General features: G+C 30.3%; 12 protein-coding genes and 1 tRNA gene. 7 read left to right on the forward strand and 6 right to left on the reverse strand.

What is annotated here, in order from left to right:
• Positions 1 to 13 precede the first annotated feature (13 nt).
• Positions 14 to 1,201 (reverse strand): mannonate dehydratase, encoded by a 1,188-nt coding sequence (gene uxuA, locus FP421_RS14645; protein ID WP_159951896.1) that lies wholly within the window; start codon positions 1,199 to 1,201, stop codon positions 14 to 16.
• 29 nt (positions 1,202 to 1,230) lie between these two features.
• Positions 1,231 to 2,058, reverse strand: coding sequence for an SDR family oxidoreductase (locus FP421_RS14650; protein ID WP_159951898.1), 828 nt, complete (start codon positions 2,056 to 2,058; stop codon positions 1,231 to 1,233).
• A 177-nt stretch (positions 2,059 to 2,235) separates the two neighbouring features.
• Here FP421_RS14650 and FP421_RS14655 point away from each other — a divergent pair, with 177 nt between their 5' ends.
• Positions 2,236 to 3,354 carry a substrate-binding domain-containing protein gene (locus FP421_RS14655; RefSeq protein WP_159951900.1) on the forward strand — a complete coding sequence of 373 codons (1,119 nt, stop codon included), beginning with the start codon at positions 2,236 to 2,238 and terminating at the stop codon, positions 3,352 to 3,354.
• Positions 3,355 to 3,669: 315 nt separating this feature from the next.
• On the opposite strand, the gene galE is transcribed toward FP421_RS14655, so the two are convergent.
• Positions 3,670 to 4,704, reverse strand: a complete 1,035-nt coding sequence (galE, locus tag FP421_RS14660; RefSeq protein WP_159951902.1) for a UDP-glucose 4-epimerase GalE — start codon at positions 4,702 to 4,704, stop codon at positions 3,670 to 3,672.
• Positions 4,705 to 4,805: 101 nt separating this feature from the next.
• On the opposite strand from galE, the gene FP421_RS14665 reads away from it, so the two are divergent.
• From FP421_RS14665 to FP421_RS14680, 4 genes are read left to right on the forward strand one after another with little or no spacing between them, the layout of a single operon-like run.
• Complete coding sequence (locus FP421_RS14665) at positions 4,806 to 5,801, forward strand: GntR family transcriptional regulator (protein WP_159951904.1); 996 nt, start codon at positions 4,806 to 4,808, stop codon at positions 5,799 to 5,801.
• A complete protein-coding gene (locus FP421_RS14670; protein WP_159951906.1) occupies positions 5,801 to 6,694 on the forward strand; it encodes an aldose 1-epimerase in 894 nt (297 codons plus the stop codon). Before FP421_RS14665 ends, FP421_RS14670 begins: the two co-directional genes overlap by 1 nt.
• Positions 6,695 to 6,706: 12 nt before the next feature.
• Positions 6,707 to 7,855, forward strand: a complete 1,149-nt coding sequence (gene galK, locus FP421_RS14675) for a galactokinase (protein ID WP_159951908.1) — start codon at positions 6,707 to 6,709, stop codon at positions 7,853 to 7,855.
• Between the two features lie 19 nt (positions 7,856 to 7,874).
• On the forward strand, positions 7,875 to 8,897 hold the full coding sequence (locus tag FP421_RS14680; RefSeq protein ID WP_159951910.1) for a UDP-glucose--hexose-1-phosphate uridylyltransferase: 1,023 nt from the start codon (positions 7,875 to 7,877) through the stop codon (positions 8,895 to 8,897).
• 105 nt (positions 8,898 to 9,002) lie between these two features.
• On the opposite strand, the gene FP421_RS14685 is transcribed toward FP421_RS14680, so the two are convergent.
• Positions 9,003 to 9,084, reverse strand: a tRNA-Leu gene (locus FP421_RS14685).
• Between the two features lie 92 nt (positions 9,085 to 9,176).
• On the opposite strand from FP421_RS14685, the gene FP421_RS14690 reads away from it, so the two are divergent.
• Both FP421_RS14690 and FP421_RS14695 read left to right on the forward strand, forming a co-directional pair.
• On the forward strand, positions 9,177 to 10,571 hold the full coding sequence (locus FP421_RS14690; protein ID WP_159951912.1) for a dipeptidase: 1,395 nt from the start codon (positions 9,177 to 9,179) through the stop codon (positions 10,569 to 10,571).
• 1 nt (position 10,572) lies between these two features.
• Positions 10,573 to 12,219: a M1 family metallopeptidase gene (locus FP421_RS14695; protein ID WP_159951914.1), complete on the forward strand. Its 1,647-nt coding sequence runs from the start codon at positions 10,573 to 10,575 to the stop codon at positions 12,217 to 12,219.
• Between the two features lie 10 nt (positions 12,220 to 12,229).
• Here the strand turns inward: FP421_RS14695 and FP421_RS14700 are convergent, their stop codons facing one another.
• Complete coding sequence (locus FP421_RS14700; protein WP_159951916.1) at positions 12,230 to 12,577, reverse strand: DUF2490 domain-containing protein; 348 nt, start codon at positions 12,575 to 12,577, stop codon at positions 12,230 to 12,232.
• A gap of 69 nt (positions 12,578 to 12,646) precedes the next feature.
• Positions 12,647 to 13,279 carry a peptidylprolyl isomerase gene (locus FP421_RS14705; protein WP_159951918.1) on the reverse strand — a complete coding sequence of 211 codons (633 nt, stop codon included), beginning with the start codon at positions 13,277 to 13,279 and terminating at the stop codon, positions 12,647 to 12,649.
• Positions 13,280 to 13,288: the final 9 nt, after the last annotated feature.

A 13,288-nucleotide genomic window follows, 5' to 3' on the forward strand; every position in this document is an offset into this window, starting at 1 on the left:
GGTCTTTATTTTATTATAATGAACGTCTAATTCCTAGTTCTAAGCCTCTTAATTCAGCCAAACCACGTAAACGTCCAATCCCTGAATATCCAGGATTTGTTTTCTTTTTTAAATCGTCTAACATTTTATGACCATGATCGGGTCTAAAAGGCATTCTTACATCTTGTCTTCCTGCTGCAATTCTTTTTTGTTGCTCTAAAATCAACGCTTTCATTACTGCATACATATCTACATCACCTTCTAAATGATCTGCTTCATGAAAATTTCCTTCAGCATCACGTTTTGTAGCACGCAAATGTATAAAGTGAATTCTACCTCCTAAACGTTCTACCATTCCTGCTAAATCATTATCATCTCTTACACCAAAAGAACCTGTACAAAACGTTAATCCGTTATTTTGAGAAGGAACTGCATTGTAAATATCTTCGATATCTTGTTCTGTAGAAACCACTCTTGGTAAACCTAAAATTGGAAATGGTGGATCATCTGGATGAATGCACATTAACACACCAGCTTGTTCTGCAGCTGGAATAATTTCTGATAAGAATGAAAATAAATTTGCTTTCAATTCTTTAGGACCAATATTATTATAAGTTGCTAAAATTTGATTGAACTCTTCTAAAGTATATCCTTCTTCAGCACCAGGTAAACCAGCAATAATATTTCTAATTAGTTTGGTTTGTTCTTCTTCTGATGAATTTTTGATAAACTCAGCCGCTTTTTGTTTTTGCGCCTCAGAGTATTCGTTTTCTGCCCCTGGTCTTTTTAGCAAATACAATTCGAAAGCAGCAAAAGCAGCTGCTTCAAAACGTAATGCTGTAGATTTATCTGATACTTCGTAATCTAAATTGGTACGTGTCCAATCTAATACTGGCATAAAGTTATAACAAACAATATCAATACCACAAACCCCTAAATTTAAAAGTGTTTGTTTGTAATTTTCTATATATTTTTGATAATCACCAGATTTGGTTTTAATATTTTCGTGAATGGGTACAGATTCTACCACAGACCAAGTTAAACCAACATTTTCTATGGTTTCTTTTCTTTTGGTAATTTCTTCAACTGTCCAAACTTCTCCATTTGGAATATGATGTAAAGCAGAAACAATACCTGTTGCTCCTGATTGTTTTATATCTGACAAAGAAACTGGATCGTTAGGTCCATACCAACGCCAAGTTTGTTCTAAATTTTGAGTCATTTTTATTTTTCTTTAAAAATTAGCAATTCTTAAACTCCACTATATGCTGCAAATCCACCATCTATAGGAATTACAATTCCTGTTACAAATGCTGATGCATCATCACATAAAAATAAAGTAGAACTAATTAAATCATCAGGCGTTCCATAACGACCCATTGGAGTTTGATCTATAATTTGCTGACCTCTTTGGGTTAAGCTACCATCTTCATTTGTTAATAAAGCACGGTTTTGATCTGTTAAGAAAAAACCTGGAGCTAACGCATTTACACGAATACCTACTTTAGAAAAATGCACTGCCAACCATTGTGTAAAATTAGAAATAGCTGCTTTTGCGCCACTATATGCTGGTATTTTTGTTAACGGAGTAAATGCATTCATAGAAGAGATGTTTAAGATTGAGCATCCTTCTCTACCTACCATATCAGTTGCAAAAACTTGCGTAGGAATTAATGATCCTAAGAAGTTTAAATTAAAGGTAAACTCAATTCCTTTTGGATCTAAATCAAAGAAAGTTTTAAAACCTTCTGTTGCATTTTGCAAATCTTCCATTGCAAAAAACGGATTAGAAGTGGTTCCTAAAGGATGGTTACCTCCAGCTCCATTTACTAAAATATCCACTTTACCAAAAGCATCATTTATTATTTGTTTTGCTTTTTCTAGAGAGTCTTTTTCTAAGACATTGGCTGCAACACCAATTGCTTCTCCACCAGCAACTTTAATTTCTTCAGCAACTGTATTTGCTGCTTCTTCTCTTAAGTCTAATACAGCTATTTTATTACCTTGTTTTGCAAGTGCTTTAGCCATTGTGCTACAAAGCACGCCTCCAGCTCCTGTTAGTACGATTGTTTTACTCATCTATATTTTTTAAAAAACGATTATTTGTTCGTGTGCGCACACAAATATAATAAAAAAACTGTGTGTGCGCACACGAAAATTAAAAAATTCACTACATTGCAGAACGTATTTAAAAAAAAATAACACTTTTTGAGTGGTTTTTATTTTAAAATATAATGTACGTTTTTTTACTTTAAGATGATTACAATAAAGGATATTGCAAAAGAGGCTAACGTTTCAGAAGGAACTGTAGATCGAGTGATTCATAACAGAGGGGGTGTTTCTAAAAAGACAGAAACTAAAGTTAAAATTGTTTTAGAACGACATAATTTTAGTGTAAACCCTGTGGCTAGTGCACTTGCAATGAAAAATAAATTTCATATTTCTGTGCTAATTCCAGAGTTTAATGATTCTGATTTGTTTTGGAAATCTCCATATTTAGGAATTCAAAAAGCAGAAGAGGAAGTAAAAAGATTTGGCATTCAGGTAAGTAGATTTACCTTTAATCAATACAACCCATCATCTTATTTTAACTCTTTTAAAAAATTACTAGAAAATAAGCCATCTGCAGTTATTATGGTGCCAAATTTCTCTAAAGAGACAGATAAAATTGTTCAAGAATTAGAGTTATTAAATATTCCTTACTTATTCTTAAATATTGATATTAAAGGATTTAACAACTTAACCTATGTTGGCCAAGATTCTTATACTGCTGGTTATATTGCCGCAAAATTAATGACTGCAGAAACGTTAAATATGTCTGATTGCTTAATTATACAAGCAAGACACAACATCACAAAAAACAATGCTGTATTTGACAGAATTAAAGGCTTTAATGATTATTTTATTAACAACAACAAAAAAATTAAAACGAGTAGCTTAAAGATTGACAACTTAAATGACTCTATTGAAACAGAAGGAAAAATAAATAGTTACTTAGAATTACACCCTGAAGTAAAAGGTATTTTTGTACCATCTAGTAGAATACATATTGTTGTTGATTGTCTAAAAAAATCCTATTTAAAAAAACTAACACTAATTGGTTTTGACAACACTCCACAAAACATTAATTGCTTGTTAAACAACACTGTTGCTTATCTAATTTCACAAAAACCATTTGAACAAGGTTATGAATCTATTAAAATATTTACCGATTTTTTAATTCAAAAGAAAACACCAAATAAAAAAGTATACTTACCTATAGATATTCTTATGAAAGAAAATGTAAACTATAACAATAGTAATCAATTTATATATGAAGATGAAAAAAAACTTAATTTAATTGCGCTTTCAGTTCCTCATAACAAAAATCATTGAAGAAAACCTTCTTTTTTGATTAATTTGACTCCATTGTGAGTTAATCTATTTGAAAATCATAAAGTCCGACAAAATAACTTTTTGAACTTATTCACCCCTAAGACATCAGGAACACGTCTAACATTTAAAACTACTTACATACTAACTCACTTTAGCTTTAAGATAATATTACAGAAAACAAAAAAGAATCATAAAAGATATTTTCTTCAATAAAAAAGTAATATATTTTTTTTACTAACTCCCTATAACAAAGAAAACTACCTATATTTTAATTTTCAAATTAGGTCGTTTAGTGAGAATACGTTACAAAAAATCTTAATTCGTATTCTGTTTTCTAAATTTTTGTTCCCAATCCCAAGAAGACTTTATCATTTCATCTAAAGATTTATCTGCTGACCATCCTAATTTTTCTTTTGCCAAATTTGTAGCCGCATACAACTTAGGTACATCTCCAGGTCTTCTTTCAACTATTTCATAGTTTAATTTAGAATTGGTTACTTTTTCAAAAGAGTTAATAACATCTAAAACTGAAAATCCGTTACCTGTACCTAAATTAAAAACTTCAAAAGCTTCATCTTGCTCTTTTTTTAATATTCTTTCAACTGCTAAAACATGAGCTTTTGCCAAATCTACCACATGAATATAATCTCTAATAGGAGTTCCATCTTTTGTTGGATAATCATTACCATATACCATCAATTTTTCACGAATCCCTGCAGCAGTTTGGGTTATATATGGCATTAAATTATTAGGGATTCCACTAGGCAACTCACCTATTAGACCAGATTCATGAGCACCAATAGGATTAAAATATCGTAAGGAAATAGATTGTAAATTGCTATTAGATTTTATAACATCATCTATAATTTCCTCTGCAATTTTTTTTGTGTTTCCATAAGGAGAAAACGGACGTTGCGTTTCATCTTTTTCAGTAATTGGCAAAGTTTCTGGAGTACCATACACAGTTGCTGATGAGGAAAAAATAAAACCTTCAATGTTGTTTTCTATTTGAGACGATAAAACATTTATTAATGAATATAAATTGTTTCTGTAATACATTAACGGCTCTTTTACTGACTCTCCTACAGCTTTATGTGCAGCAAAATTAATTACTGCTTTTGCATCTTTATGTTTTTGAAAAATGGCTTTTGTAGCTGTTTCATCTTTTAAATCAACATTCACAAAAGTTGGTTTTGTTCCTGTAATTTTTAAGATTCTATCCAATGTATCTTCTGTTGAATTTGATAAGTCATCTAAAATTACAACATCATAATTATTTTCTAATAATTCTATTACTGTATGCGAACCTATATAGCCACAACCCCCAGTTACTATAATCTTATTTTTCATTGTATTTAGTTTTTTGGTATCACAAAATTACTAAAAACAATTAAAAAAACCAACTAGAACCTACCAGTTGTTTTTTTAATGAATATTTGTATATTTGTAACATGGGAATTGTATCACTTAAAAATAACATTGGTGTACCAAAATACAAACAGATAGTAACTTCTATAGAAGACGCTATAGCTAACGGAAACTTAAAAAAAGGTGATCAATTACCTTCTTTAAATGCAATAAAAAACAAACACAAACTCTCTAGAGACACTGTTTTAACTGCTTTTAACGAATTAAAAAACAGAGGCATTATTCATTCTGTAGTTGGTAAAGGATATTACGTATCAAGTGAAAATATATTTGTAAAACAAAAAATTTTTGTTTTGTTTGATGAATTAAACTCATTTAAAGAAGATTTATACAATTCTTTTTTAGAACATTTGGGTGATGATATTCAAATAGATATTTTCTTTCATCATTTTAATAAAGACATCTTCAATAAGTTAATTAACGATAGTGTGGGCAACTATTCTTACTATGTAATTATGCCTGCCAATCTTGAGAACACTAAAACAATTATTCAAAACTTACCAAGTGAGAAAGTATATCTTTTAGATCAGGTTCCTAAAGAACTAGAAAGCTACCCTTCTGTATATCAAGATTTTGAAAACGACATACAAAAAGGACTATTTACCGGTTTACATGCTATTAGAAAATATAAAAAATTAGTTTTGGTATTTTCACACAAACAACCAAAACAGTTATTAAATGGGTTTAAAAATTTCTGTGAAAAATATAAAAAAACCTATGAAGTTATAGAAACAATATATAAGAGAAATCCAAAAAAAGGCGAGTTGTATATTGTTTTTGAAGATAAAGATTTGATTAAAATCATCAAAAAAATAAAAGAACAAAAATTACAAATTGTAAAAGACATTGGTATAATTTCTTACAATGACACACTTTTAAAAGAAGTTGTTGCTGATGGCATTACAACCATTTCTACAGATTTTAAATTGATGGGAGAAACCCTAGCAAAAAAGATTTTAAACAATGACCTAACTTCAGTAATAAATCCTAGTAAACTACTATTTAGAAAATCTATATAATGTTTCGAGAACATCACTTCACAGAAAATAATTCACCTATTATTAGCATACAAAACGCAGACAATTCTACTTCTGCAAAAATTTCTTTACATCAAGGAGGTAGATTACAAGAACTAAAATGTAAAAATGTCTATTTAATTAAAGACATACCGAATTTTGATTATAAAACTTCTTATGCCTCTTCTGTTTTATTCCCTTTTGCTAGTAGAATAAAAGATGGAAAATACACATTTTTAGGAGAAAAATACCAATTACAAAAAAACGACAAAAATACAAATGCATTGCATGGTTTAGTACATGATAAAAAATTTGAATTATTTGAATATAAGGTCCAAGAAAACTGTTGCTCAGTTACCATAAACTATACTGAGAATAATATAAGCGTTGGTTTTCCTTTTAAATATTTTATATCACTAACTTATACTTTATTTGAAAATAGTTTGCAATTGAATGTGACCATAAAAAATCTAGATCAATCTCCATTTCCTTATATTTTAGGATGGCATCCTTATTTTTTAAGCGATGATTTATCAAATAGTTTTTTAAAGTTTAAGAGTGATAAAAAAGTAATTTTTGATAAAAACTTAATCACAAAAGAAATTGTAGAGAATACTCAAGATGATTTTTTTATAATAGAAGATAAAGAGTTAGATGATTGCTTTTTCTTAGAAGACAATAAAGTTTCATTTTTAACATCAAAATACAACTTACAAATAACAAGCAATACAGAAAATAATTTTTTACAATTATTTACACCAAAAAACCTACCTATTATAGCAATAGAGCCAATGAGCGGTATTTCTAACAGCTTTAACAACCTTGTAGGCTTAAAGGCTTTAAATCCTCAAAAAACAGATGGTATTACTTGGAATTTAGATATAGACATTAAATAAAAGAGAACTATTATGAGTGAAATTTTAGTAAAAGAGGTACAACAAAAGTTTATAAAAACTTTTAATCTAGAACCTTTGTTAATTTTTTCTCCTGGAAGAATTAATATTATTGGTGAACATACAGATTATAATGGAGGTTTTGTGTTTCCTGCAGCAGTAGATAAAGGAATTGCAGCTGGAATTCAAAAAAGTGATACAGGAAGCTGTACTGCAATTGCTATGGATTTAGATAGCACAATCCATTTTGAATTAGACAAAATAAAACCGTCAAAAGAAGGAAGTTGGGAAAACTACGTTTTTGGTGTAGTTGCAGAAATTCAGAACAGAAATAAAGTTATTGGAGATTTTAACATCATATTTAAAGGTAATATTCCTGGTGGTGCAGGTATGTCTTCTTCTGCTGCTTTAGAAAATAGTGTGGTTTTTGGTCTAAATAAATTATTTGATTTAGGATTGACTAAACATGAAATGATTTTGATATCTCAAAAAGCAGAACATAATTATGTAGGTGTAAACTGTGGAATTATGGATCAATATGCAAGCATGTTTGGTATTAAAGATCATGCCTTGCATTTAGACTGTAGAACTGTAGAATCTAAACCTTATAAAATCGATTTTAAAGAGCACCAACTAATGTTAATCAATACAAATGTAAAACATAGTTTATCTGATAGTGCTTATAATGATAGACGTTCTGCCTGTGAAAGTATTTCGGAATTATTGGGTATTAAAGCCCTAAGAGATGCCACAGAAGAAGATTTAGAAACTATAATAGATAAAGTTACTCCATCTAATTATCAAAAAGCGTTATATGTTATTCAAGAAAATGCAAGAACTATTAAAGCAGCTAAAGCCATTGAAAACAATGATTTAGAATTATTAGGATCATTAATTTATCAATCTCATGCTGGCTTATCTGATCAATACAAAGTAAGTTGTGATGAATTGGATTTTCTAGTAACTCAGGCAAAAAAGAATAAATACGTTTTAGGAGCTAGAATGATGGGGGGTGGCTTTGGTGGTTGCACCATTAATTTAATCGCAAAAACAGAAGCAAAAGCTTTTGCTGAAACAGTTGCAACAGCATACAAAAGTAAATTTGATAAAGAATGTTCTGTGTATTTTATAGAGCTATCTCAAGGAACACATTTAGTAAAATAATCAACTAAAAAACAGAAAAATGAGCAATACCAATCTACAAGATTATTCGCATAAACGATTTAATATCTTAACAGGAGAATGGGTTTTAGTGTCACCTCATAGAGCAAAAAGACCTTGGCAAGGTCAAAATGAAGAAGTAAACAATGAGAAGAGACCTACACATGATCCTTCATGCTATTTATGTGCAAGAAACACTAGAATTAGTGGTGATGTAAATCCTGATTATAAAGATGTTTTTGTTTTTACCAACGATTTTGCAGCCTTACAAAACGATTCGCCAACATTTAATGTAAATGACGGTTTGTTAAAAGCAGAAAGTGAAACTGGTATTTGTAAAGTAATTTGTTTTAGTCCAGACCATTCTAAAAGTTTGGCAGATATGACATCCGAAGAAATACAAAAAGTAGTTTTTGCATGGCAGAAAGAATATGATGAATTGGCAAAAGAATCAACTATAAACTATGTGCAAATCTTCGAAAACAAGGGTGCTGTAATGGGTTGTAGCAATCCTCATCCTCATGGTCAAATATGGAGTCAATCTACTTTACCAAACGAAGTTGATAAGAAAAATACACAGCAATTAAACTATTACAAAGAAAAAAACAGTAGTCTTTTGGGCGATTATTTACAGCAAGAATTAGCCGTAAAAGAAAGAATCATTTTTCAAAATGAAGATTTTGTAGTGCTAGTTCCTTTCTGGGCAGTTTGGCCATTTGAAACCATGATTGTACCCAAAAAGCAAAAAGAAAGTGTTTTAGATTTAAATAATGAAGAATCATTCAATTATGCAGAAGCAATTTCTGTAATAACAAAAACATACGACAAATTATTTAATACATCATTTCCTTATTCAAGCGGAATTCATCAAGCTCCAACAAATGGATTAGATAATAGTCATTGGCATTTTCACATGAGTTTTTATCCTCCTTTATTGAGAAGCGCAACTGTTAAAAAATTTATGGTGGGCTATGAGATGTTTGGTACCCCTCAAAGAGATATCACAGCAGAACAAGCAGCAACTAGATTAAGAGATTTGACTTAAAACAAAAGTTTAATCAGTTTTAAAATTAAAAAAAGTTAATTTTCTTTTATCTAGGTTATACCCAATAAAAAAACCTCAACTTAAATTAGTTGAGGTTTTTATTAGTACAGGCGGAGAGACTCGAACTCTCACACCTCGCGGCACTAGATCCTAAGTCTAGCGTGTCTACCAATTCCACCACGCCTGCAATTTGGATTGCAAATATAAACAATAGTTAGAAACTGCAAAGTAGTTCATTATTATTTTTCTATTTTTGAGAGAGAAATAAAAATACTTTAAATGACACCAATTCAATCTTACATAAAAGAACACAAACAACAATTTTTAAATGAGTTAACAGAATTGTTAAAAATACCTTCTGTTAGTGCAGATTCAGCTTTTAAGAAAGATGTTTTAAATACCGCAGATTTTGTATTAGATAGTCTTAAAAAGGCAGGTTGCGATAAGGTTGAATTATGTGAAACTCCTGGTTACCCAATTATTTACGGCGAAAAAATTATCGACAAAAATTTACCAACTGTTTTAGTATATGGTCATTATGATGTACAACCTGCAGATCCAATTGATTTATGGACCTCTCCTCCTTTTGAACCTGTAATTAAGAAAACAGAAATTCATCCTGAAGGAGCCATTTTTGCAAGAGGTGCTTGCGATGATAAAGGGCAAATGTATATGCACGTTAAAGCATTAGAATATATGACATCAACAGGAAATTTACCTTGTAACGTAAAATTTATGATTGAAGGTGAAGAAGAAGTGGGTTCTGAAAGTTTAGCATGGTTTGTACCCAGAAACAAAGAAAAATTAGCCAATGATGTCATTTTAATTTCAGATACAGGAATGATTGCCAATGATATTCCTTCAATAACAACAGGCTTACGTGGTTTAAGTTATGTAGAAGTAGAAGTTACAGGACCAAATAGAGATTTACATTCTGGTTTATATGGAGGTGCAGTGGCAAACCCTATCAATATTTTAACCAAAATGATTGCTTCTCTACACGATGAAAACAATCATATTACCATTCCTGGTTTTTATGATAATGTAGAAGAATTATCAACAGAAGAAAGAGCAGAAATGGCTAAAGCACCTTTTTCTTTAGAAAAATATAAAGATGCTTTAAAGATTGATGATGTTTATGGTGAAAAAGGATATTCTACTAACGAAAGAAACTCAATTCGTCCTACATTAGATGTCAACGGAATTTGGGGAGGTTACACAGGTGAAGGTGCAAAAACCGTAATTGCAAGTAAAGCTTTCGCTAAAATTTCTATGCGTTTGGTGCCTCATCAAGATTGGAAAGAGATTACTGAACTCTTTAAGAATCATTTTGAAAGTATTGCTCCAAAATCAGTAAAAGTAGTTGTAACACCTCATCATGGAGGGCAAGGTTATGTAACACCAACTAACAATATCGCTTATAAAGCAGCAAGTAAAGCCTATGAAAATACGTTTGGTAAAACTCCTATTCCGCAAAGAAGTGGGGGTAGTATTCCTATTGTGGCTTTATTTGAACAAGAACTAAAAAGCAAAACTATTTTAATGGGATTTGGATTAAATTCTGATGCAATTCATTCTCCTAACGAGCATTTTGGAATTTGGAATTACCTAAAGGGGATTGAAACCATTCCTTATTTTTACAAGTATTTTACAGAGTTACATAAAGCATCTTAACATGGTAAAAAATATTATAATCTTTGTTTTATTAGGGCTTGTTTTTACTAAACTTACTAGTGCACAAGAACAAAATAAACAAGACAATAATTTTACAGCACAAGACACTTTAAGAGGTAGCATTACACCAGAGAGAATTTGGTGGGATTTAACCTATTATCATCTAGAAGTTGAAGTAATACCTGATCAAAAATTTATACGAGGCAAAAATACTGTGAAGTACAAAGTATTAAAAGAACATCAATCTCTTCAAATTGATTTACAAGCACCTCTACAAATAACAAAAGTTACTCAATACGGACAAGAGCTAGAGGTTATTCATAACGGAAGTGCACATTTTATTCAATTGGATAAAAAGCAAAATATTGGTAAAACAGAAACACTTGTTATTTATTACGAAGGAAATCCTAAAGAAGCCATTAGAGCTCCATGGGATGGTGGTTTTTCTTGGAAAAAAGATAAAAATGGAAATCATTTTATAGCCACTTCATGCCAAGGATTAGGCGCTAGCGTTTGGTGGCCTTGTAAAGATCACATGTACGATGAAGTAGAAAATATGAGGATAAGTGTAACTGTACCCAATAACTTAACAGACATTTCTAACGGAAGATTAGAAAGTATCGAAGAAAACGGAAACACAAAAACATTTACTTGGTATATAGAAAACCCAATAAACAACTATGGTGTAAATGTTAATATTGGAGACTATGCGCATTTTTCTGAAGTCTTTTACGGAGAAAAAGGCGCTTTAGATTTAGATTATTATGTACTTAAACATAATCTAGAAAAAGCAAAAAAACATTTTAAAGATACCCCTAAAATGATGAAGGCTTTTGAGCATTGGTTTGGGCCATATCCTTTTTATGAAGATGGATTTAAATTGGTAGAAGTTCCTTATTTAGGTATGGAACATCAAAGTTCGGTTACTTACGGAAATCAATTTAAAAAAGGGTATTTAGGCAAAGATTTATCAGGAACTGGTTGGGGTTTAAAATTCGACTTTATCATTATTCACGAATCTGGACATGAATGGTTTGCCAATAATATTACCTATAAAGATGCTGCAGATATGTGGATTCATGAGAGCTTTACCAACTATTCAGAAAGTTTGTTTTTAGATTATTATTATGGAAAAAAAGCAGCATCAGAATATGTAATTGGCACTAGAAAAGCCATCACAAACAAAGCTACAATTATTGGCACCTACAATGTAAACAAAGAAGGTTCTGGAGACATGTATTATAAGGGTGGTAATTTGCTACACACCATAAGACAATTGGTAAATAATGACAATAAATGGCGTGCAATTCTAAGAAAAATAAATTCAGAATTTTATCATTCTACAGTAACTACAAAACAAATTGAAGATTTTTTAAGCATAGAAACTAATATTGATTTACAGCCAATATTTAATCAATATTTAAGAGATATTAGAATACCTACTTTAGAGTATTCTATTAAAAGAAACACTTTATCTTATCGATGGATAAATGTGGTAGACCATTTTAAAATGCCTCTTAAGGTTTTTATTGATGGCAAATCGCAATGGATATATCCTAGCGCTGTAAAACAGAAAATGAAGCTAGACACAAAGAACCCAAGCTTTACAATTGATAAAAATTTTTACGTGTTTTCTAAAAAGAAATAATCCTATACACTTAAAGATAAATATACCAAGTTGTTCTAAACCAAAGTGTATTTTCAGTTTCGTTTTTTATAAAACTGTTGACGCTAAAATCCAAGCCAAATTCAATTTTATCTTTTTTAGAAGCTTGATACCCTAAATATGGAATAAGTCTAATTTCTAAATCAGAAAAATCATATAGATATTCATTTACTACTTTTAAGTAAAACTCTTTTACATCTACACGTTCACCATTTAACGGTTTTTCTGAACTAATTCTATATCGCGTTCTAAATGTAGTTTGTTTTTGAGTTTGATAAAATTGTTCAAATGCAAAACGATGTGCTAATTTGAGTTGCTTTAATTCGGTATTCTTTTTCAAACTTTCCTTGAGAAAAAGTTGATAGTACTGAAATCGTAACTACGCTAAAAAATAACAATAACTTTTGCATCACTTAGACTTTAATAGGTATGCCTTTTGTATAAAATCTACTTTAGGGTATTTTCTTTTGATAAAATCGTTTCCATATTTAGAAATGGAATCTTGTCTATACCCTAGTTTATCACCATATTTATCATAAAATTTCAATACATTATCAAATCCTTTAGTCACTTTTGCAATTACAGGAAAACCTGTAACTCCAGAATAGGTTAATGTATCTAAACGATGATTCTCTTTTAAATTGATAAAAATCTGTGTACCTCTAGTTTTCTTACCTCCTCTTGCAAAAGCAATGGTCATTGAATCATTTTTAGCAATTACAGGTTCGTCATCTATAGGAAATTTATTCCAAGCTTTATTTAAGACAGAATCTTTATGAATACCAAACTGAGCCACAAATTTAGGTACTACTCTAAAAATAGGCATATCTGTATAGTAATTGTACTTTATTAAACTGTACAATCTATCTACTCCTTGAGGAGACCAACTTCTTTTTGCATAAATATCAAAATTACCTTCTGTTGTTTCAAATCTTGCTCTAAACTCTTCTGGAGCAGTTTTTTGGGTCCATTTTTCACTAAAGATTTTCTTAGTGCATGATAATAATAAACAAAAGGATAGCAAATAAATAAGTTTTTTCATCTCTAGATT

It is taken from the genome of Polaribacter septentrionalilitoris (assembly GCF_009832745.1).
Classification (GTDB): Bacteria; Bacteroidota; Bacteroidia; order Flavobacteriales; family Flavobacteriaceae; genus Polaribacter; species Polaribacter septentrionalilitoris.

Excerpts from the sequence above, each read along its gene's own strand:
- FP421_RS14665 (WP_159951904.1), top strand. The coding sequence starts at position 4,806 with ATGGGAATTGTATCACTTAAAAATAACATTGGTGTACCAAAATACAAA.
- galK (WP_159951908.1), top strand. The coding sequence starts at position 6,707 with ATGAGTGAAATTTTAGTAAAAGAGGTACAACAAAAGTTTATAAAAACT.
- FP421_RS14655 (WP_159951900.1), top strand. The coding sequence starts at position 2,236 with ATGATTACAATAAAGGATATTGCAAAAGAGGCTAACGTTTCAGAAGGA.
- FP421_RS14650 (WP_159951898.1), bottom strand. The coding sequence starts at position 2,058 with ATGAGTAAAACAATCGTACTAACAGGAGCTGGAGGCGTGCTTTGTAGC.
- uxuA (WP_159951896.1), bottom strand. The coding sequence starts at position 1,201 with ATGACTCAAAATTTAGAACAAACTTGGCGTTGGTATGGACCTAACGAT.
- FP421_RS14705 (WP_159951918.1), bottom strand. The coding sequence starts at position 13,279 with ATGAAAAAACTTATTTATTTGCTATCCTTTTGTTTATTATTATCATGC.
- galE (WP_159951902.1), bottom strand. The coding sequence starts at position 4,704 with ATGAAAAATAAGATTATAGTAACTGGGGGTTGTGGCTATATAGGTTCG.
- FP421_RS14680 (WP_159951910.1), top strand. The coding sequence starts at position 7,875 with ATGAGCAATACCAATCTACAAGATTATTCGCATAAACGATTTAATATC.
- FP421_RS14690 (WP_159951912.1), top strand. The coding sequence starts at position 9,177 with ATGACACCAATTCAATCTTACATAAAAGAACACAAACAACAATTTTTA.
- FP421_RS14695 (WP_159951914.1), top strand. The coding sequence starts at position 10,573 with ATGGTAAAAAATATTATAATCTTTGTTTTATTAGGGCTTGTTTTTACT.
- FP421_RS14670 (WP_159951906.1), top strand. The coding sequence starts at position 5,801 with ATGTTTCGAGAACATCACTTCACAGAAAATAATTCACCTATTATTAGC.